The sequence below is a fragment of the Mesorhizobium sp. M1006 genome (genome assembly GCF_040318825.1).
GTDB lineage: Bacteria > Pseudomonadota > Alphaproteobacteria > Rhizobiales > Rhizobiaceae > Mesorhizobium.
In genome coordinates this window covers 171,573-192,243 of the sequence record NZ_JAMYMZ010000007.1, presented here as the reverse complement: position 1 = coordinate 192,243, position 20,671 = coordinate 171,573, and the positions used below count along the sequence as shown (strand labels likewise).

At 63.8% G+C, this 20,671-nt stretch carries 19 protein-coding genes; 12 read left to right on the top strand and 7 right to left on the bottom strand.

The window, feature by feature from the left end; genetic code table 11:
• Positions 1–64 precede the first annotated feature (64 nt).
• From NKH60_RS09440 to NKH60_RS09430, 3 genes are read left to right on the top strand one after another with little or no spacing between them, the layout of a single operon-like run.
• Entirely contained in the window at positions 65–1,543 is a 1,479-nt protein-coding gene (locus NKH60_RS09440; protein WP_352835795.1) for a mannitol dehydrogenase family protein, read from the top strand.
• Positions 1,544–1,558: 15 nt separating this feature from the next.
• Positions 1,559–2,242 (top strand): HAD family hydrolase, encoded by a 684-nt coding sequence (locus NKH60_RS09435; protein ID WP_352449475.1) that lies wholly within the window; start codon positions 1,559–1,561, stop codon positions 2,240–2,242.
• Positions 2,239–3,825 (top strand): FGGY-family carbohydrate kinase, encoded by a 1,587-nt coding sequence (locus NKH60_RS09430; RefSeq protein ID WP_352835793.1) that lies wholly within the window; start codon positions 2,239–2,241, stop codon positions 3,823–3,825. The genes NKH60_RS09435 and NKH60_RS09430 overlap by 4 nt, the downstream gene beginning before the upstream one ends.
• A 13-nt stretch (positions 3,826–3,838) precedes the next feature.
• Here the strand turns inward: NKH60_RS09430 and NKH60_RS09425 are convergent, their stop codons facing one another.
• A complete protein-coding gene (locus NKH60_RS09425; RefSeq protein WP_352835806.1) occupies positions 3,839–4,420 on the bottom strand; it encodes a histidine phosphatase family protein in 582 nt (193 codons plus the stop codon).
• Between the two features lie 232 nt (positions 4,421–4,652).
• Between NKH60_RS09425 and NKH60_RS09420 the strand changes: the two genes are divergently transcribed.
• Positions 4,653–6,056 carry an MATE family efflux transporter gene (locus NKH60_RS09420; protein WP_352615069.1) on the top strand — a complete coding sequence of 468 codons (1,404 nt, stop codon included), beginning with the start codon at positions 4,653–4,655 and terminating at the stop codon, positions 6,054–6,056.
• 16 nt (positions 6,057–6,072) lie between these two features.
• Here the strand turns inward: NKH60_RS09420 and NKH60_RS09415 are convergent, their stop codons facing one another.
• The 4 genes from NKH60_RS09415 to speB form a co-directional block, all read right to left on the bottom strand.
• Positions 6,073–6,720 (bottom strand): amino acid ABC transporter permease, encoded by a 648-nt coding sequence (locus NKH60_RS09415; protein WP_352539924.1) that lies wholly within the window; start codon positions 6,718–6,720, stop codon positions 6,073–6,075.
• Positions 6,717–7,385, bottom strand: a complete 669-nt coding sequence (locus NKH60_RS09410) for an amino acid ABC transporter permease (RefSeq protein WP_352819616.1) — start codon at positions 7,383–7,385, stop codon at positions 6,717–6,719. Before NKH60_RS09410 ends, NKH60_RS09415 begins: the two co-directional genes overlap by 4 nt.
• Positions 7,386–7,391: 6 nt before the next feature.
• The gene (locus tag NKH60_RS09405) at positions 7,392–8,201 is read right to left on the bottom strand and encodes a transporter substrate-binding domain-containing protein (protein ID WP_352835791.1); all 810 of its coding nucleotides are present in this window, start codon (positions 8,199–8,201) and stop codon (positions 7,392–7,394) included.
• Between the two features lie 136 nt (positions 8,202–8,337).
• Positions 8,338–9,399, bottom strand: a complete 1,062-nt coding sequence (speB, locus tag NKH60_RS09400) for an agmatinase (RefSeq protein ID WP_352449470.1) — start codon at positions 9,397–9,399, stop codon at positions 8,338–8,340.
• A gap of 183 nt (positions 9,400–9,582) precedes the next feature.
• Here speB and gcvA point away from each other — a divergent pair, with 183 nt between their 5' ends.
• The 8 genes from gcvA to NKH60_RS09360 all read left to right on the top strand — a co-directional run bounded on the left by gcvA (position 9,583) and on the right by NKH60_RS09360 (position 18,488).
• Positions 9,583–10,557 (top strand): transcriptional regulator GcvA, encoded by a 975-nt coding sequence (gcvA, locus tag NKH60_RS09395; protein WP_023676980.1) that lies wholly within the window; start codon positions 9,583–9,585, stop codon positions 10,555–10,557.
• 192 nt (positions 10,558–10,749) lie between these two features.
• A complete protein-coding gene (gene pncB / locus NKH60_RS09390) occupies positions 10,750–12,054 on the top strand; it encodes a nicotinate phosphoribosyltransferase (protein WP_352472380.1) in 1,305 nt (434 codons plus the stop codon).
• A 163-nt stretch (positions 12,055–12,217) separates the two neighbouring features.
• The gene (locus NKH60_RS09385) at positions 12,218–13,657 is read left to right on the top strand and encodes a hypothetical protein (RefSeq protein ID WP_352871985.1); all 1,440 of its coding nucleotides are present in this window, start codon (positions 12,218–12,220) and stop codon (positions 13,655–13,657) included.
• Positions 13,658–13,819: 162 nt separating this feature from the next.
• Positions 13,820–15,124 carry an ABC transporter substrate-binding protein gene (locus NKH60_RS09380; RefSeq protein ID WP_352472378.1) on the top strand — a complete coding sequence of 435 codons (1,305 nt, stop codon included), beginning with the start codon at positions 13,820–13,822 and terminating at the stop codon, positions 15,122–15,124.
• A gap of 86 nt (positions 15,125–15,210) precedes the next feature.
• Positions 15,211–16,092: a branched-chain amino acid ABC transporter permease gene (locus NKH60_RS09375; protein ID WP_352455934.1), complete on the top strand. Its 882-nt coding sequence runs from the start codon at positions 15,211–15,213 to the stop codon at positions 16,090–16,092.
• On the top strand, positions 16,089–17,051 hold the full coding sequence (locus NKH60_RS09370) for a branched-chain amino acid ABC transporter permease (RefSeq protein ID WP_352819612.1): 963 nt from the start codon (positions 16,089–16,091) through the stop codon (positions 17,049–17,051). Before NKH60_RS09375 ends, NKH60_RS09370 begins: the two co-directional genes overlap by 4 nt.
• The gene (locus tag NKH60_RS09365; RefSeq protein WP_352736693.1) at positions 17,048–17,776 is read left to right on the top strand and encodes an ABC transporter ATP-binding protein; all 729 of its coding nucleotides are present in this window, start codon (positions 17,048–17,050) and stop codon (positions 17,774–17,776) included. The genes NKH60_RS09370 and NKH60_RS09365 overlap by 4 nt, the downstream gene beginning before the upstream one ends.
• Positions 17,769–18,488, top strand: coding sequence for an ABC transporter ATP-binding protein (locus NKH60_RS09360; RefSeq protein ID WP_352472376.1), 720 nt, complete (start codon positions 17,769–17,771; stop codon positions 18,486–18,488). Before NKH60_RS09365 ends, NKH60_RS09360 begins: the two co-directional genes overlap by 8 nt.
• Here the strand turns inward: NKH60_RS09360 and NKH60_RS09355 are convergent, their stop codons facing one another.
• Together NKH60_RS09355 and pncA are read right to left on the bottom strand one after the other, a co-directional pair.
• Positions 18,489–19,916 carry a sodium:proton antiporter gene (locus NKH60_RS09355; RefSeq protein WP_352835785.1) on the bottom strand — a complete coding sequence of 476 codons (1,428 nt, stop codon included), beginning with the start codon at positions 19,914–19,916 and terminating at the stop codon, positions 18,489–18,491.
• A 40-nt stretch (positions 19,917–19,956) separates the two neighbouring features.
• Positions 19,957–20,556: a bifunctional nicotinamidase/pyrazinamidase gene (pncA, locus tag NKH60_RS09350; RefSeq protein WP_023676971.1), complete on the bottom strand. Its 600-nt coding sequence runs from the start codon at positions 20,554–20,556 to the stop codon at positions 19,957–19,959.
• Positions 20,557–20,671 lie beyond the last annotated feature (115 nt).

Sequence of the window (20,671 nt, the reverse complement as noted above, 5' to 3'; positions counted from 1 at the left end):
GAAGGCGCTCTTCCCCCCGTCTCCTCCACGGGGGGAAGAGCCGTCCCGCTAAAGGGTAAAGCAGATGACCGTGAAACTCTCTTCTTCCATCCTCGCCAAGCTGCCGCCCAAGGTCGCCGGCCCGAAATACGATCGCGCCGCGCTCAAGGCCGGCTTCGTGCATTTCGGCGTCGGCAATTTCCATCGCTCGCACCAGGCCGTCTATCTCGACGACCTGTTCAATTCGGGTGTCGGCCACGACTGGGCCATTGTCGGCGCCGGCGTCTTCGAAGGCGAGAAGGTCGGCCGCGGCAAGCTGCAGGAGCAGGACTGGCTGACCACCGTGGTCGAGCAGGACAGCGGCCATATGAGCGCGCGCGTCACCGGCGTCATGATCGACTTCCTGGTGCCGGGCGATGCGGCCGCAATCGTCGAGCGGCTTGCCGATCCGGCGATCAAGATCGTCTCCCTGACCATTACCGAGGGCGGCTATTTCATCGATCCGGCATCCGGCGTCTTCAATCCGACACATCCCGACATCGTTGCCGACGCTGAGCCGGGGGCGACGCCGAAGACCGTCTTCGGCCTCGTTCTCGCCGGGCTGCTGCGCCGCCGCGCCGACGGTATCGTGCCCTTCACAATCATGTCCTGCGACAACATTCCCCATAACGGCCACGTCACCTCAGATGGCGTCATCGGCCTTGCGCGGCTAATCGACGAAGGTTTGGCAAACTGGGTGAGCGAGAACGTTGCGTTTCCCAATGGCATGGTCGACCGCATCACGCCGGCCACCACCGACCGCGAGCGCGGCATTCTCTCCAGCGAGTTCGGCCTCGACGACAATTGGCCGGTGTTTTGCGAACCGTTCAAGCAATGGGTGCTGGAGGACCGTTTCACCGACGGCCGCCCGCCGCTGGAAAAGGTCGGCGTGCAGTTCGTCAGCGACGTCGCGCCCTATGAGCTGATGAAGATCCGCATCCTCAATGGCGGTCATGCGACCATCGCCTATCCGGCCGGGCTGATGGACATCCATTTCGTCCATGAGGCGATGCAGGAGCCGCTGGTACGCGGCTTCCTCGACAAGCTCGAGCATGACGAAATCATCCCGACCGTGCCGCCGGTTCCGGACACCGATCTCGAAGATTACTACCAGCTCATCGAGCACCGCTTCTCCAATCCGAAGATCGGCGACACCATACGCCGGCTTTGCCTCGACGGCTCCAACCGCCAGCCGAAATTCATCATCCCGACCATCACCGACCGGCTGAAGACTGGCAAAAGTGTCACCGGCCTTGCGCTGGAATCGGCGCTCTGGTGTCGCTACTGCTTCGGCACGACGGATTCCGGTGCCGTCACCGAGCCCAACGACCCGAACTGGGGCCGGTTGCAGGCGACGGCCAAGGCGGCGAGGGACATGCCTGCCGCCTGGCTTGCCATGGAGGACATCTATGGCGATGTCGGCCGCTCGCCGCCGTTCGCTGAAGCCTTCGGCCAAGCGCTGAGACTGCTGTGGGCGGACGGCGCGCGCGCGACACTGACGCGCTATCTCGCCGGCGACCTCTGAAGCCGATCCAGCGCGATGACGCCTGAACTGGTCATTTTCGACTGTGACGGCGTGCTGGTGGACAGTGAGATGCTGTCCGTCTCGGCATTGCTGGAGATGATCGCGCTTGCCGGTGGCAACGTCAGCGAGGACATTGCCTACGAGCACTTCCTCGGCAAGAGCATGAAGAGCGTCCGCGAAATCCTCGCAAGCGACTTCGGGCTCGATCTCACCGAGCAGCATCTGACCGAGATGCGCTCCGAACTGATGCGCAGATTCCGCGAGGAGCTGAAACCGATGCCAGGTATCGCACAGGTCCTGCCGAGGCTCGGCGTACCGTGCTGCGTCGCCTCCTCCGGCACCCTGGAACGCATCCGCTATGCGCTCGACGTCACCGGGTTGCTTGGGCTGCTGGAGCCGCATTTGTTCAGCGCCGCCATGGTGGCGCGGGGCAAACCGGCGCCCGATCTCTTTCTCCATGCAGCAGATAAAATGAGAGCGGCCCCGCGAAACTGCCTCGTCGTCGAGGACAGCCCGGCCGGCATCGAAGCGGCGCGGGCGGCCGGCATGCGCGTCCTTGCCTTCACCGGCGGCTCGCACACCGGCAACCCGGCATTGAAAGCGCGGCTTGCGTCGAGTGAGCCGGACTTTATATTCGCTGACATGCTGCAATTGCCCGATCTGATTGCAGGCCTGGGAGCGAGAGCAAGAACACCTTGACCAACAGTTTCGTTTGCGCGGTCGATGTCGGCACCGGAAGCGCTCGTGCCGGCATTCTCGACACCGGTGGCGCCTTGCTCGGCCGCGCCGAGCACCCGATCGCCATGCAACAGCCAAAGGCCGACCATGCCGAGCACGATTCGCAGGATATATGGTCGGCGGTGTGCATGGCCGTCCGCGCTGCCCGCGAAAAGGCGGGCGTGCGGGCCGAGGATATCGTCGGCATCTCCTTTGATGCCACCTGCTCGCTGGTGGTGCGAGACCGGCAAGGCGGCCAGCTCAGCGTGTCCGTCACTGGTGAAAGGCGCTGGGACACCATTGTCTGGCTCGACCATCGCGCAATTGCCGAGGCCGACGAATGCACTGAAAGCGGCCACGCTGTGCTCGACTATATCGGCGGCGTCATGTCGCCGGAAATGGAGACGCCGAAGCTGATGTGGCTGAAGCGCAACCTGCCCGGAACATGGAACGAAGCCGGCTATCTATTCGACCTCACCGACTTCCTCACCTGGAAGGCGAGCGGCTCGCTCTCCCGTTCACAATGCACGCTGACCGCCAAATGGACCTATCTAGCCCATGAAGCGACCGGCTGGCGGCGCGACTTCTTCGAAGCCGTCGGGCTCGGCGATGTCTTTGAGCACGGCAACCTGCCGGAAAAGGCAAGCCCGGTCGGTGCCGATATCGGCCCGCTCGGCGCGCAAGCCGCGACGGAGCTTGGCCTCACCGAAAAATGCCGGGTCGGCGCCGGCGTCATCGATGCCTATGCCGGCGCGCTTGGCGTGCTCGGCGGTTTCGCCGGTGACGCGACGAACATCGGCCGCCATCTGGCCCTGATTGCAGGTACGTCGAGTTGCGTCATGGCGATGTCGCCCGATCCGCAGCCTTTCGCCGGTGTCTGGGGCCCATATTATGGCGCAGCCCTTCCCGGCCTGTGGCTGTCGGAAGGTGGCCAGTCGGCCACCGGCGCGCTGCTCGACCACATCATCCGCTGGCATGGCGCTGGCGGCGAGCCGGATGCCGCCATGCATGCCAGAATTGCCCGCCGCGTCGCCGAGCTGCGCGCCGCCGAGGGCGACAACCTCGCCGCAAGGCTGCACGTGCTGCCCGATTTTCACGGCAACCGCTCCCCGCTCGCCGACCCGCATGCCGTCGGCGTCATCAGCGGGCTGACGCTGGATGCCTCCTTCGACAGTCTGTGCAAGCTCTACTGGCGCACCGCCGTCAGCGTCGCGCTTGGCGTCCGTCATGTGCTGGAAGCGCTGAACGAGAACGGCTATCTGATCGACACGCTGCACGTCACCGGCGGCCACACCAAGAACCCGCTGTTGATGGAGCTCTATGCCGATGCCACCGGCTGCACGGTGGTCGAGCCGCTGGCGGACGAGGCGGTGCTGCTCGGCACCGGCATGATTGCCGCCACCGCGGCTAGGCTTTTTCCCGATTTGAACGCTGCCTGCGTCGCCATGCAACAGGGCGGCAGGACGCGAGAGCCCAATCCGGCTGCCGCCGGCCGGTTCGATCGCGACTACCGCGTGTTTCTCGAAATGCACAGGCAAAGGCAGGCGCTGGACGCGATCCGATAAATCGGATCGGTTGCTATCTCTGGTTCCAGCGCCGGATGACCGGCTCGTCAAGGTCGTGCTCATAACCGAGCACGCTTATGCTGGCGGTATCCAGCACGAAAAACGCGCCGGCTTGCGGCGGCAGGCCGAGCCAGCGTGCGGCCAGCACTCTAAGGAAATGCGAGCTTGAGAAGACCAGGACATTGCTGCCGACCTCGCGCAACCGGCTGACGATCCGGTCCGCCCTCGAGCCGACATCCGTGGCGGACTCGCCGCTCGGGCAGCCGTCGCGAAAAAGACGCCAGCCGGGGCGCTCGGCGACAATTTGTTTGGTGATCAATCCCTCATAGGCGCCATAATCCCACTCCGCCAGATCGTCCTTCTTCACGCCTGACGAGCCGAAGCCGGCCAGGGCACAGGTGTTGAAGGCGCGCTGCGACGGGCTCGACCACACCGCCGAGAAGGACAGGCCCTTGAGCCGCTCAGCGATCCGCCTTGCCGCTTCCTCGCCGGCCGGCGTCAGCGGTATGTCGGTTCGGCCGGTATGTTTTCCGGACGCACTCCATTCCGTCTCGCCATGCCGAACCAGATAGATTTCGGGAAACGTGCTCATCAGGCTGCCTTTCAAATGGATCTGCCGCGACCATAGCGGCTTCCATAGCCTCTCCAACAGCCTGCATGGAGCTGACTGGCTTAACCCTTCCGCAAGTCAGCCTCTTGCCACCGGTGCCTATTTCATAGACAAACTCGCCGTAATGCGGAATCCGGCCGATCATGGCCGTTTCCGCGCTGAGACGCGGCTTCCGGCTCTTGCCGACGTGCCGCAATCGGATAGGCGGAAAACTAGAATGTCTGCGATCGAAGCCGACGCTCGCGCGCCGGAAAACCTTTGGCGTCGGGAAATCAGGGCGATGCTGGCGCTCGCCTGGCCGATGGTGCTGACCAATCTCGGCCAGACCGCGATGACCGCTACCGACGTCATGATGATGGGACGGCTGGGGCCGGACACGCTGGCCAGTGGTGCGCTTGGTGCCAACCTCTACTTCATGCCGCTCATCTTCGGGCTCGGCCTGATGCTGGCGACCTCGCCGATGATGGCGACGGAGCTCGGCCGCCGTCGGCACTCGGTGCGCGACCTGCGCCGCACCGTGCGCCAGGGTCTGTGGCTGGCGATCCTCATTTGCATTCCGATATGGGCCCTTCTCTGGCACGGCGAGAGCGTGTTGCTGGCCATGGGTCAGGAACCGGCGTTGGCGCACCAGGCCGGCATCTATCTGCGCTGGCTCGAATGGGCGGTGCTGCCCTTTTTCGGCTACATCGTCCTGCGCTCGTTCATTTCGGCGCTGGAGCGGCCGGGCTGGGCACTGATCATCGTTTTCGTTGCCGTCGCCTGCAATGCCTTCTTCAACTGGCTGTTCATGTTCGGCAATCTCGGCATCCCTTCGATGGGCATCGCCGGCTCCGGCCTTGCCACCACTCTGTCCAGCACGCTGATGTTCGCCGGCATGGCGATGGTGGTGATGCTTGAGAAGAAGTTCCGGCGCTATCGTCTGTTCGGACGCTTCTGGCGCGCCGACTGGCCGCGCTTCAAGGGCCTGCTGCGGCTCGGCCTGCCGATCGCCGGCCTGCTGGCGTTCGAGGTGACGATCTTCAACGCGGCCGCCTTTCTCATGGGCCTGATCGATGCGGCTTCGCTTGCCGCCCATGCGATCGCCATCCAGATCGCCTCGGTCACCTTTATGGTGCCGCTCGGCCTCAACCAGGCGGTGACGGTGCGCGTCGGACTTGCCCACGGCGCCGGCAATCCGGAAGGTGTCAGCCGGGCTGGCTGGACCGCCTATGTCGTCGGTGTCTCCTTCATGGCGCTGATGGGGCTGGTGATGATCCTGTGGCCGCATCTCTTGATCGGCGCCTTCATCGATCTGGGCAATCCGGCTAATGCCGAGGTGGTGGCGCTTGCCGTCTCGTTCCTCGCCTTTGCTGCGCTGTTCCAGGTTTTTGACGGTGCGCAGGCGGTCGCCAGCGGCATGCTGCGCGGCCTGCACGACACCAAGGTGCCGATGATCTATGCCGCGATCGGCTATTGGGGCATCGGGCTGCCGCTCGGCGTGCTGCTGGCCTTTCGTTTCGGCTTCAACGGCGTCGGCATCTGGATCGGCCTGTCGTCGGGACTGGCGGTGGTTGCGGCACTCCTGCTGGTGCGCTGGCTGCGGCGTGACAGGATCGCGCCGCCGCTGGTATTCGGGCGTTGAATTGCTGGTCGCCCGCTCAGCGGGCCGCCGCCCGTTGCTCGAGCGAACGTGCGTATTGCGTCAGCGGAAAGCACATGACGAAGAAGATCAGCGCTACCAGCCCATAGACTTTGAACGGTTCGAAGGTCGCATTGTTGATCGCGTTGGATGTCCTCACCAGCTCCTCGAAACCGATGATCGAGGTCAGCGCGGTCGACTTGATCAGCTGCACCAGGAAGCCGACGGTCGGTGCGCGGGTGATCGAAAACGCCTGCGGCAGGATGATCAGCCGGAGTTCATGCAGATAGTGCAGGCCGAGGCTGGCGCCGGCGTCCCACTGGCCGCGCGGCAGCGCATCGACGCCGCCGCGCCAGATCTCGGCGAGATAGGCGCTGGCGAAGAAGGTCAGGCCAAGCACCGCCGCGGTCCACGGCTCGATGCGCAGGCCCAGCATCGGCAAGCCGAAGAACATCAGGAAGAGCTGCATCAGCAGCGGCGTGCCCTGGAAAAGCGCGATGTAGCCGGAGGCAAACCGGCGCGCCCATTTATTCTTGGCGATCCGGAAGAACAGCACGATCATGCCGACCACGGCCCCGCCGACAAACGCGGCCAGCGACAAGAGCACCGTCCAGCGCGCCGCCAGCAGCAGGTTGCGCAGAATGTCCCAGAAGGTGAATTCGATCATGAAACGCCGGCTCCGAGAAGCCGGCGGCCGCCGCCGACCAGCAGCCGGCGCAGCCCAATCGACAGGGCGAGGTAGACCATCGTCACCACGAAATAGGTCTCGAAAGCCCGGAACGTGCGCGCCTGCAGCATGTCGGCTTCATAGGTCAGCTCGCGAACGGCGATCTGCGATACCACGGCGGATTCCAGCATCATGATGACGATCTGGCTGGTCAGCGCCGGATAGATCACCTTGAGCGCCTGCGGCAGCACGATCTTGATGAAGACCTGGCGCGGCCTGAGCCCAAGCGCCAGTGCCGCTTCCGTCTGCCCGGGCGGCACCGCGTCGAGCCCGGCGCCAACGATCTCGATCGTGTAGGCGGCCATGTTGAGCGTCATCGCCAACATGGCTGCCAGCACCGGATCGAGCCTGACGCCGATGCTGGGCAGCCCGAAGAAGATGAAGAACAGCTGCACCAGGAACGGCGTGTTGCGGATCATCTCGACATAGACGCCGATCGCCCGCTTGAGCAGCAGCGGACCGTTCCGCCGCCCTGCCGCGCCGAGGATGCTGAGCAACGTTCCCGCCAGCGTGGTGACAGTGATCAGCAGGATCGTCGTGGCCGCGCCGCGCGCGATCGCCCCTGTTGCCCCGGCAAGCCAGCCGAAGTCGAGGCTATAGGTCACTGGCCGTCAATCCTTGAGATTGGCGGGATCGAGCGGTGTCTTCAGCCAGGCCTTCGAGCTTTCGTCCAGTTTGCCGTCGGCCAGCATCTTGGCGACCGCATCGTTGACCGCTTGCTTGAGGCGGTCTTCCTTCTTGTTGAGGCCGATATGCGAGGGCGAGGTGAGAAGCTGGAATTTCTGCTCCGGCTTCAGTTCCTCCTGCCGGGCGAGCACCTGGGCGCCGACATCGTTGCCGACCACCATCAGTTGGGTCTGGCCCGAGATGAACGCCTGGATGACGGAATTATAGTTGTCGAAACGGCGGATGTCGGCCGAGGCGGGTGCCGCCTCGGTCAGCGAGGTGTCCTCCAGCGTGCCGCGATTGACGGCGATCGACTTGTCGGCAAGGTCTTCCTTGCCTTTGACCGAGAGTGCTGCCGGGCCGATGACGGCGATGTAGTAGGGTGCGTAGGCGGCGGCGAAATCGATTACCTGCTCTCGCTCCTTGGAGTAGCCGACGCTCATCAGCAGGTCGACGCGCTTGTCGGTCAGGTACGGAATGCGGTTCTGGCCGGTCACGCTGACCAGATTGAGCTTGACCTTGAGCTGGTCGGCGATGGATTGCGCCACGTCGATGTCGTAGCCCTTGATGCTCATGTCGGCGCTGGCCGAGGAGAAGGGCGGGAAGTCGGAAAAGATGCCGACATTGATGGCGCCGGCCTTGGCGATGTCGTCGATCGCGTCGGCATTGACGGCCTGCGTGGTGAAAGCAAAACCGGTCGCGCCGAGCACCAGCACGGCGGCGATGGACGATTTGAGTTTCATGTGAAGTGTCATTGTCATTCCCCTGCTGGAAGCTTGTTTGTTTGAGTGCAACCGCCGGCTCCAGCGCGGCGGTCGCCTTTGGATTCTCTGGTGGACCATGATCTTCTCCGAAAACCGGTTCCCACTTTCGGGATCATGGTCGAGCGTGTCAGCCCGCCTTGCCGGTGATTGCCGGGCTGAAGACCATCAGGCTGAGGATCTCGAACAGCACCTGCGCGCCGGCGTGCGCCGTGTTGGTGGTCGCGTCGTACTGCGGTGCCACCTCGACCACGTCGCCGCCGACGATGTTGAGTCCCTTCAGGCCGCGCAGCAGCTCGAGCACTTCGCGCGTCGTCAGCCCGCCGACTTCCGGTGTGCCGGTGCCCGGCGCGAAGGCCGGATCGATGCTGTCAATGTCGAAGGAGACATAGGTCGGGCCGTCGCCGACTATCCTGCGCGCCTTCTCGATAATGGCGGGAATGCCGAGGCCGGTCACCTCTTCGGCATGCACGACGGTCATGCCGGACTCATAGGTGAACTCCCACAGATATTCGGCCGAGCCGCGAATGCCGATCTGGATGGTGCGGCTCGGGTCGAGCACGCCGTCCAGTACCGCGTTGCGGAACGGCCCGCCATGGTGGAACTTGGTCATGTCGAACAGGCCGCTGGTATCGCAATGAGCGTCGATATGGATCATGCCCACCGGCGCCTTCTTGCCGACCGCCTTCAGGATCGGGTGGCTGATCGAATGGTCGCCGCCGACAGACAAGGGTAGGACGCCGGCGTCGACGATCTGGTTGGTGCGGCGTTCGATGTCGTCATGGCTGGTCTCCAGCCGGTAACGGCTCTGGAACGGCACGTCGCCGATGTCGGCGACCTTCAGCTCATGCGTCGGTGCGCATTCCAGCACATGATTGTAGGGGCCGATGCGCTCGATGGCGCGCAACGCCCTTGGCCCGAAACGGGCGCCCGGCCGGTTGGTGACGCCCAGATCCATCGGCACACCGATCATCGCCACCTGCAGATCGCCGAAATCCGGATTGTCGGCGGCGATTTCACGATAGGGCGCCGCGAGGAAGGTCGGGATGCCGGAATAGGGCGCCAGTCGCGTGCCGGTCTTGGAGAAGATCTTGTCGGCGACACGCTGGAATTTCGGGTCGAACATTTCGCCGCCATGGCTCTCGCCGTATTTGCGGCGCAATGCTTCGAGCTTGCCGCGGTCGTAACCCATGTCGGTCCTCCATGGCTGGTGCGGCGCGCGGGCGGCGGCCTCGATAGCCGCAGCCGCCGGCTGCCTGCAGATTTCACGTCTTGATGCAATGCCTGGGCAAAGTGTCCCGTAGCTGCATTGAAAAATCAATTGATATTGTTAGTGTGTTATCTGTGAGAAAATCTCACAGAGCCCAGGGTCCAAATGGCCAAGCGTTTGCCACCGCTCAACCCGCTGCGCGCCTTCGAGGCGACGGCGCGCCACGCCTCGCTGAGCAAGGCGGCGGCTGAGCTCAACGTCACCCACGGCGCCATCAGCCATCAGATCAAGGCGCTCGAGCAATCGTTGGGTGTCAAGCTGTTCGAGCGTGCCGGTCAGCGGGTGAAGCTGACGCCGCACGGCGCCGAGTTGCTGCCGGCGGTGTCGACCGCCTTCGACGGCATTGCCGCCGCCACGCAGCGCATGACGAGACCGGCCAGCACCGGCGTTCTCTCTGTATCCTGCGTGCCGGCGCTACTGTTGCTGTGGATGATCCCGCGGCTGGGCAGCTTCACCTCGCAATATCCGGATATCAGGCTGACGCTGATCCCATCCAATGATGCCAAGGACGTCCGCGCACCGCACATCGATGTCTGCGTGCACTATGGTGACGGCAGCTGGACCGACTGCTGGATGCGCAAATGGTCGGGCCTCGAACTGTTCCCGGTGGTCAGCCCGACGCTGATCAACAACCGCCCGATCCGCACCGTCCGCGACCTCGCCGATCACGTCTTCCTGCATGGCGACGACGGCCGCGAATGGCATACCTGGCTGGCCGCCGCCGACGCACTGGACCTCGAGCGCGGCCGTCGCCATCATCTCGGCGATGCGCGGATGGCGACCGAGGCCGCGGTTCACGGCCATGGCGTGGCGCTCGGCGATACGGTGACGGCAAGCGGACTGCTCGCCAGGGGCCTGCTTGTCGCCCCGTTCAGTCTTTCCGTGCCGGCCGTCGACGATTTCTACGTCGTCTGCCGCAACGAGATGCGGTCGGCGCCGATCGTGCAATTGTTCATCGACTGGCTGTTTGCCGAGAAAGAACAGGCCGACCGCCGCGCTGACGCACCGGTGGCAGGCCGCATCGGCATTCGCCGCAAGCGTCCGGCGCTCAAGGTGGTCGGCGCCAAGACCGCATCCTGAGGCGGAAACTGCCGTAGGCGCCGCTTGCAGCAGGGGCTTCTTTTTGTCGGGCCAGCCCGCAAAGCGGGAGGCGCGTTCAAAAATTCGATGCTAAGAGGCATTTGGAGCAATTCCAGGAAAAGTGCGCAGCGGTTTTCCGTCCGGAATTGCGCTAGACAAAAGCTAGAGCGAGCAACGAAGGCGCATTAAGCGATGGCAAAGACCGATATAGCGCGGCGCGTCTACAATCACACCTGGAAGCTCGACCCGATCGTCCGCAGCTTGCTCGACACCGATTTCTACAAGCTTCTGATGCTGCAGATGATCTGGGGCATGTATCCCAAGGTCGACGCCACCTTCTCGCTGATCAACCGCACCACCTCGGTCCGCCTTGCCGAGGAGATCGATGAGACGGAGCTGCGCGAGCAGCTCGACCATGCCCGCACCTTGCGCTTCTCTAAGAAAGAGATGATCTGGCTCGGCGGCAACACCTTCTATGGCCGCAAGCAGATATTCGAACCGGAATTCCTCGCCTGGCTGGAAAATTTCCGGCTGCCCGAATACGAGCTTTCCAAGCGCGACGGCCAATACGAACTCGCCTTCAGCGGTCCGTGGATGTACACGACGCTGTGGGAGATCCCGGCGCTGGCAATTATCAATGAACTTCGATCTCGCGCGGCCATGCGGGCGTTCGGGCCGTTCGCGCTCGACGTGCTCTATGCCCGCGCCAAGGCCAAGATGTGGGCCAAGACCGAGCGGCTGAAGGCGCTGCCCGGCATCCGCATCTCGGATTTCGGCACCCGCCGCCGTCATTCCTTCCTGTGGCAGCGCTGGTGCGTCGAAGCGTTGAAGGAGGGCATCGGCGAGGCCTTCACTGGCACCTCCAACGTGCTGCTCGCCATGGACAACGATCTCGAGGCGCTCGGCACCAACGCGCATGAGCTGCCGATGGTGTTCGCCGCGCTCACCAATTCGGAAAAGGAATTGAAACGGTCGCCCTACAACGTGCTGCAGGACTGGCAGCGCTACTACGGCGGCAACCTGCTGATCGTACTGCCGGACACCTTCGGCACCGCGGCGTTCCTGCGCGATGCACCGGACTGGGTCGCCGACTGGACCGGCTTCCGCCCCGACAGCGCGCCGCCGATCGAAGGCGGCGAGAAAATCATTTCCTGGTGGCGCGAAAAGGGCAAGGACCCCAAGCAGAAGCTGCTCATCTTCTCGGATGGGCTGGAGGTCGAGACCATCGAGGAAACCTATCGCCATTTCCGCGGCAAGGTGCGCATGTCCTTCGGCTGGGGCACCAACCTGACCAACGATTTCGAGGGCTGCGCGCCGACCGAGACCAACCGGCTAGACGCCATCTCGCTGGTCTGCAAGGTCACCGAAGCCAACGGCAGGCCGGCGGTCAAGCTTTCCGACAATCCGGCCAAGTCGACTGGCGACGAGAAAGAGATCGAGCGCTATTTGCGCATCTTCGGCCAGAAGGACCGCGTGGAGCAGTTGGTGAAGGTGTGAAGTAGGGGAACTCTTGCGTAGTATGAGTTCCTTCGCGCCCCCCTCTGTCCTGCCGGACATCTTCCCCGCGAGGGGGGAGATTGCGCCCTCATTGCTGCTTTCGCCAATTGCTGAAGTTGCAGAAGGAGAGCCGACGGCGGAACCGCCGATCTCCCCGCTTGAGATGTCCGGCAGGACAGAGGGGGGCGCTGTAGAGCGCTGCATTTCGGCAATCAGGCCCTTTCCCGGCCTCGTCGCTTCCTTGGAATTCCCATCCACGCCCGCCTTCGCCCACGCCTCCGACCGCGGCCATGTCCTGCTGCTTCCCACCGGCTACTACGTCGTCGGTGGCGCGCTCGCGGTTGCCGCCAGCTTCCTTGTCCTGGCTCTACTGCCGCCGGACTCCCTCGACCGCTTCTGGCGCAAACGCCTGCCGCTTTTTACCTTCGGCGACGGCGCGCGGACTGCCGTCAGCCTGGTATCCTTTGTCGGCTTTGCAATTCTGATTGCCGCCGGCCTGTTCGGCAGCCGCGATCCGCTTTCCAATCCGCTGCCGCTGACCGTGTGGACGCTGCTCTGGGTTGGCCTGGCTCTGTTGCAGGGGCTCGCCGGCGATCTCTGGTCGTGGCTCAACCCCTGGTACGGGCCATGCCGCGTCGCCTCGCGCCTGTCCGGCAGAACGCAGCCGAATCTGCTCCCCCAACGGCTCGGCTATTGGCCGGCTTTCCTGCTGTTCTTCGCCTTCGCCTGGTTCGAGCTGATCGACCCTGCGCCAGACGATCCGGCGCGGCTGGCCTGGGCCGCCGGCGCCTATTGGCTGCTGACCTTTGCCGCTATGCAGGTCGTCGGATACCGCGACTGGAGCCTGCGCGGTGAGTTCCTGACGGTGTTCTTTTCCATGGTAGCGCACTTCGCCATCATCGAGCGCAACGAAGACGGCCGGCTCAAACTCTGCTGGCCGGGTGCCAAGCTGCTCGGTGGCGCGCCGCTACCGCTCAGCGGCGTCGCTTTCCTGCTGCTTGCGCTGTCGTCTGTGTCCTTCGACGGCCTGTCGAAAACCTTCTTCTGGCTAGGCTGGTTCGGCATCAATCCGCTGGAGTTTCCTGGACGCACCGCTTTGATCGGCATCGGCAGTTTCGGTCTTGTGCTGAGCTTTGCCGTGCTTGCGGCCGTGTTCGCGCTAGCCGTCTTTCTTGGCCAGCACCTTGCCGGCAGCAACCATTCGCTCGGTCACGCCGCCGGGCTTTTGGCCTGGTCGATCGTACCGATCGCGCTCGCCTACCACTTCGCGCATTATCTGACGGCGCTGCTGGTCGACGGCCAATATGCAATTGCCGCTCTCTCCGACCCGTTTGCGTTTGGCTGGAACCTGTTCGGTACCGCAGACATGTCAATTGAAGCCGGCGTTGTCGCCGGCGCCGGCTCGGCGTGGTGGCTGTGGAACCTCCAGGCCGGCGTCATCATTGGCGGCCACATGCTTGCTGTGCTTGTCGCCCATGGCTTGGCCTGGCGGCTGCACGCCATTCCGGCTCGCGCCGCGCTCAGCCAGTTCCCGCTCACCGTGCTGATGATCGCCTACACCGTCCTCGGCCTATGGCTGCTTGCGACGCCGAGCGCCGGATGAACGAGGTGTGCGATGGCAGTCAATCGAACCTTGGGGAAAGCTCGCTTGCCACGTCAGAGCTTTGGTGATTTAGTTTGTACACATGCAATTTTCGCCCCTCTTAACAAGAGTGGCCTGCCTGCTACAGCCATTGGTCAAAGCTCAAAAACAAGGGGAACTGCCGTGACTGACAAGAATGGGTTTTTCGATCTCTCCAGATCCGCTCTCACCCGCCGCACGGCGCTGAAGGGCCTTGCCGCCGGCGCCGGTCTTGCCGTCGCGCCGGGTTTCGTGCGTTACAGCCAGGCGCAGAACTCGGCGCCGATCAAGATCGGCTTCCAGTCGCACCGCACCGGCATCGGCGCCGCCTATGGCCGCTGGTACGAGAAGACCACAGCGGCTGCCGTCAAGGCGATCAACGATGCCGGCGGCATCAACGGCCGACCCGTCGAGGTGATCATTGAGGATGACGGCACCGATCCCGGCCGGGGAGCCGAAGTCGTCGGCAAGTTCGCCTCTCAGCACAAGACCGATATCGTCTACGGCACGCTGTTTTCGCATGTCGTCATCGGCTCGGCGCCGGCCGCCGGCGAGGCCAAGATGCCCTATTTCGTTGTCAGCGAAGGCCACCACGTCGCCTCGACCAAGTTGAACCGCTACGTCTTCCAGCCCGGCATCACCGATGTGAAGAGCCAGATCCAGTCGATGGCGCCGTGGATTGCCGCCAATGCCGGCAAGAAGGTGACGCAGATCTTCCCCGATTTCGCTTTCGGCTACGACCATCGCGACTACCTGCCGCCGGCCCTGAAGGCGCAAGGCGCCGAGGTCATTGCGCAGATCGCGATTCCGCCGACGGAATCCTCCTTCACCAAATATTTCCCGCAGATCCCCGCAGAGACCGAGGTGATCTACCACGTCATGGTCGGCCCGGCGGTGCTCACCTTCGTCAAGGAGCTCGGCGAGTTCTACGGCTCCAATCGGCCGCAATTGTTCGGCTTCATCGATTCGCTCGAAGCCACCGACATCAACAGCCCCGGCCTCGAATTCCTCGACGGCAGCCATTTCTGGGAAGGCTCGCCGCGTTATGCGCAGCCCGATGACTCCCCTGCGCAGAAAGCCTACCGCGCCGCCGTCGGCATCGACGACAATGGTGCCGCCGTCGGCGACCCCAAGGACGTCTCCACCGCCGCGCACATGTTCGGCTGCTGGGAAACGCTCTACGTCGTCAAGAAGGCGATGGAGGATGCCGGCTACAAGGGCCCGGAAGACCGCGCCAAGCTGGTCGAGGCGACCGAGGCGTTGACCGAGTTCGCCGAGGGGCCGGAGCACCCGCAAGGGCCGAAAACCTTCAACGGCAAGATCCACCAGTGCTTTGGCATCCAGAACATCTCCAAGGTTGAAGGCGGCCGGCTGAATGTCGTCCACAAGACCAAGATCGAGGACGGCCTCTACGAGCCTGAGGGGGATTACACGACGCAGACGCTGTGAGCTTGGCTGCTGCAGCAAGCGTGAGCGCCAAGATACCCCCCTCTGGCCAGAGGGGGGTGCTTCGCGCATCCGCCGGTGCTTAGGCGATGCACTTCGGACCTCACCTGCTCCTCGCCGCCCTCGAAGGCCTCGTCACCTCCGCCGTGCTGGCGCTGACGGCGCTTGGGCTGTCGCTGGTGTTCGGCGTCATGCGCGTCGTCAATGTCGCGCATGGCGAGTTCTTCATGCTGGGCGCGGTGCTTGCCTGGGCGATCTCAACGGCGATATCCGGCCATCCGGCGCTCGGCTTCCTGGCCGCCCTGGTGCTGGCGCCGCTGATCGTCGGCCTGATCGCGCTGCTCGCCGAACGGCTGGTGCTGCGCCGGCTCAACTACAATCCGGAAGCCACCATCGTCGCCACCATCGGCATGCTCTACATCATCCAGCAACTGGCGCTGACCTTCTACGGCCCGGAGGCGCGGCCGGTGGAGCCGCCGTTCAGCTACCGCATCCTCCTGCCGTGGTTCGGCTATTCCGGCTACAAGCTGTCGATCATCGCCGCGTCGGCGCTGCTGCTGGTCGCGACCTGGCTGGTGCTGACGCGCACGAAAATCGGCCTCGTCATGCGCGCCACGCAATATGACAGCGAGACGGCGCAGGCCTTCGGCATCCCGGTGACCAGAGTCTATGCCGGTGTTTTCGCGCTCGGCGCCATGCTGGCTGCTGTCGCCGCGGTGCTGATCGTGCCGATCAGCCAGGCCCACTATCTGATGGGACAGGACCCGCTGTTGCTGTCGTTCATCGTCGTCATCATCGGCGGCCTCGGCTCGCTGCGCGGCACGGTCGTCGCCGCGGTGCTGATCGGCCTTTCCGACGGCATCATCTCGGTGTTCTTCTCACCGACGCTGGCCAAGATCATCGCCACCTTGCTCGTCGCCATGGTGCTGGTGTTCCGGCCGCAGGGCCTATTCGGGACGACATCGCGATGAAGGATGCTTCGCCGGCAAAGCCATATGCGCTGCACCTCGGCGTCATCGCCCTGCTTTTCGGGCTTAGCTTCGTCCTGCCGGAATACCATCACGGCCTGCTCGCCCGCATCATGGTGCTGGCGGTCTTCGCCATGGGCTACAATCTGCTGTTCGGCTATGTCGGGCTGCTCAGCCTCGGCCATGCCATGTTCTTTTCAGCCGGGCTCTATGGCGCCGGCCTTGCCGTCATCCATCTCGGCTGGAGCGTACCGGCCGCCTTCGCAGCCGGGCTTGCCTACGGCGCGCTTCTCGCGCTGGTGATCGGGCTGCTGGCGCTGCGCACCTCCGGCGTCGCCTTCATGATCGTCACCATGATGTTCGCTCAGGTATTTTATCTCGTCATTCTTTATTTCGCTGCCTGGACCGGTGGCGACCAGGGCATGGTCGTGCCGCAGCCGATGCGTGTCCTTGTCCTGGGCAGCACGTCACTCGACCTCACCAACCCGACCGTGCGCTATATGAGCGCGCTGGCACTGTTCTCGATCGTGCTGCTCATAAGCCTGGCGATAGTCCGCTCCGGCTACGGTCGCGTGCTGGTCGCCATCCGCGAGAACGAGGAGCGGACCAAGATGCTTGGCTACGACACGTTCTCCAGCAAGCTCGCCGCCGTCGTCATCTCCGGCAGCATCTGCGCGGCTTCCGGCGCGGCCTATGCGCTGCTGTTCGGCTATGTCGGCTCGAGCTTCGCCTCGGTGCAATACTCCATCCTGCCGCTGCTCTGGGTGCTGCTGGGCGGTGCCGCCACCACGCTCGGTCCGCTGATCGGCACGCTGTTCATGTATTATGTCATCGACGTCGCCAGCGGCTACACCTCGGCCTATCTGCTGGTCGTCGGCATAGCGCTCATCCTGCTGGTGCTGTTCTTCCCGAGAGGCATTCTCGGCAGCATCCGCCAGCGCTGGCTCGGGTGGTTGCCATGATGCCGCTGCTCACCACCAAAGGCCTGTCGCGCAGTTTCGGCGGCTTGCGTGCCGTCGACGGCGTCGACTTCGCGCTGATACCGGGCGAGATTCGCGCCATTATCGGCCCCAACGGTGCCGGCAAGACCACCTTCGTCAGCCTGGTCAGCGGCCGCATCCAGCCCTCGTCGGGCATGATCGTCTTCGACGGCGCCGACATCACCAGCCTGCCTGCCTACGCCCGGGTTCGCCTCGGCATCGCCTATACGTTCCAGATCACCAGCGTCTTTGCCAATCTCAGCGCCTACGACAATGTTGCCCTGCCGGTGCAGCGCACGCTGACCGACGGCCGCTCGAAGGGCGCGGTTCACACCGGCGTCATGGCGGCTCTCGAGCGCACCGGCCTTGCCGACCGGGCGCAAATGCCTGCCGGGCAATTGTCCTACGGTCACCAGCGGTTGCTGGAAGTGGCAATGGGACTGGCACTGAAGCCGCGGCTGCTGATCCTCGACGAACCGACGCAAGGGCTTGCCGACAGCGAGATCGACAATTTCATCGAGCTGGTGCGCGAGATCGCCGATAGCGCCACCGTGCTTTTGATCGAGCACAACATGCCGGTGGTCATGCGGCTCGCCGACCGCATCACCGTCTTCAACGCCGGCAGGATCTTGGCTGAAGGCACGCCCGAGCAGATCCGCGCCAATGCCGCGGTGCAGGACGCCTATCTGGGGACGACCCATGGCTGAGGCCCAGTCCAAGGCACTGACGATCTCCGGGGTCGACTGCTTCTATGGCGAGGTCCAGGTGCTCTATGGCCTCGATCTTGTGTTGAACGAGGGCGAAGTGCTCTGCCTGTTCGGCCGCAACGGCGCCGGCAAGACGACGACGCTGAAGGCAATCATGGGCCTGGTGCCGGTAAGCTCCGGCTCGATTCGGCTCGAAGGGCGGGAATTGAGCGGCTTGCCGGCGCACGAGGTGCCCAAGGCCGGCGTCGCCTACGTGCCGCAGGGCCGGCGGCTGTTCGCCGAGATGACGGTGGCGGAAAACATCGAGATCGGCCTGATGGCCCGCAACAAGGGCAAGGCGACGCGCGAGAACGTGCTCGATCTCTTCCCGCTGTTGCGCCAGCGCCTCAGGCAGCGTTCGGGCACGCTGTCCGGCGGCGAGCAGCAGATGCTGGCCATGGCCCGCGCCCTGTGTCTGGAACCGCAGGTGCTCCTGCTCGACGAACCGACCGAAGGGCTGATGCCGTCGATGATCGCCAAGATCCGCGAAACCGTGTCGAAGCTGCGTGCGCTTGGCGTGTCGACAATTCTTGTCGAGCAGCGCGTCGATGCCGTGCTGTCGGTCGCAGACCGCGTTTGTTTCATCGAAAACGGCCGCAACCGCGAGACGGTCGATGTCGAGGAACTGCGTTCCGATCCCTCCGCGGTCCGTCGCTATGTCGGCGTCGGCTGATCAGGCAAAGAACAGCAAGCCGGCAAGCAGGAATGTCGGGATCAGCACCGCGCCCGACCATGCCATATAGCCAAAGAAGCTCGGCATCTTGATGCCGCGATGCCTGGCAATGGCATAGACCATGAAATTCGGCGCATTGCCGACATAGGTGTTGGCGCCCATGAACACCGCGCCTGCCGAGATCGCCGCCAGCGTCGAGGCGAGCTCGGTCATCAGATGCTGCGCATCGCCGCCAGCCAGCTCGAAGAACACCAGATAGGTCGGCGCATTGTCGAGGAAGGACGACAGCGCTCCGGTCAGCCAGAAATAGGCAAGGTTGTCCGGCGCGCCGGTCGGCGAACTGACCAGCAGCACCAACGGCGCCAGCGCGCCATCGAGCCCGGCCCGCAAGATGGCGACGACCGGCACGATGCAGATGAAGATGCTGGCGAACAGCTTCGCCACCTCGGCAATCGGCCCCCAGTTGAAGGCGTTTGCGCCGCGAAACTCCTTCGGCGAGACGACAAGCGAAGTGAAGGCCAGTATCAGGATGGCGGCGTCGCGCACCAGATTCTGCAGCTCGAGGCTGACGCCCTGAAAAGAGAAACTCACTCCCGGCTTCCAGGCAGCGGAAATCAGGATCGCGGCGATTACGCCGGCCAGCAGCGGAATGTTGGCCAGGCCGCGAATGCGCACCTTGCTGTCGGGCGTCGGATCCTTGATCTTCGGCGCGCCTTCCTCCCGGCGATGCATGATGATGTCGATCGCCAGGAAAACAGCCAGCACCACGCCGGCGACGAACAGCATCTCGGGCAGCAGGTGAACTGTCGTCCAGAAGAAATCGACGCCGCGCAGAAAGCCGACGAACAGCGGCGGATCGCCCAGCGGCGTTAGCGACCCGCCGATGTTGGACACCAGGAAGATGAAAAAGATGACGACATGGGCGTTGAAGCGCCGGTTGTCGTTGGCGCGGATGAGCGGCCGGATCAGGATCATCGAGGCGCCGGTTGTGCCAATGATCGAGGCAAGCAGCGCCCCTCCCAGCAACAACCCGGCATTGACCAGCGGCGTGCCGTGTATGTTGCCGGCAACGAAGATACCGCCCGAAATGGTGAACAGCGCAAACAGCAGGATGATGAACGACATGTATTCCGTGAGCAGCGCATGCAGCACCGCCTGCGTGGCGGACGGGATGCCGAAGGCGATGGCCAGCGGCCCGATCACCAACGCTGCCCAGAAGGCAGCGATCTTGCCGTAATGGTGCTCCCAAGCATGATGGAACAGCAGCGGGCCGGTCGCGATGCAAAGCAATAGCCCGGCAAACGGCAGCACCCACCAAAGCGACATGGCGGCGCCCGGCAATTCGTGCGCTTCGGCCGCGAGAACCGCTCTCGGAGAAAAGATTGCTGCAATAAGTGCAGCACTTGCCGTCAACGCCGCAAACCGCATGAAGCCCCTCAAAAGTCTGTCAGGTTCGGCTGGATGACGTTCAAATCAGTGTCACGCCGGCATCGCGCATCCGGCCCAGCATCCTCTCCACGGAGCCGTTGAGATCGATGCCGCGGCAGGCGTCGAGCCGCACGGACGTCTCAAAACCGAGCTTGACCGCGTCGAGCGCCGAAAAGGCGACGCAGAAATCCGTCGCCAGGCCGACCAGGGTCAGCGTCTCGATGTTCCGATCCCGGAGATAGCCGGCAAGGCCGGTCGGCGTCGTCCGGTCGTTCTCGAAGAATGCGGAATAGCTGTCGATCGCAGGACGGAACCCCTTGCGGATCACCAGCTCGGCCTTGCTCCAGGCGAGGCCCGAATGGAAATCCGATCCCAGGCTGCCCTGGATGCAGTGATCCGGCCACAGCGTCTGGTGGCCATAAGGCACGTCGATCGTTTCGAACGGGTGCTTGCCGGGGTGGCTGGAGGCAAAGCTCGAATGGCCGGCAGGGTGCCAGTCCTGCGTCAGCAGGACGTGCTCGGTCCGCCGGATTAGGTCATTGACCAACGGCACGATTTCGTCGCCACCGGCCACTTCAAGGGCGCCACCCGGGCAGAAATCGTTCTGCAGGTCGATAACGACAAGCGCTTCGTCGGCCATGGAGCCTCCTTATTTTCTTGGTCTTGAGCTTAGGCTCCAATAAAAACGCGACCGGACGCAGAAACTTGACCAGATGGCCGGCTGCGTCAACCTCTCATGGCATAACAAATGCATT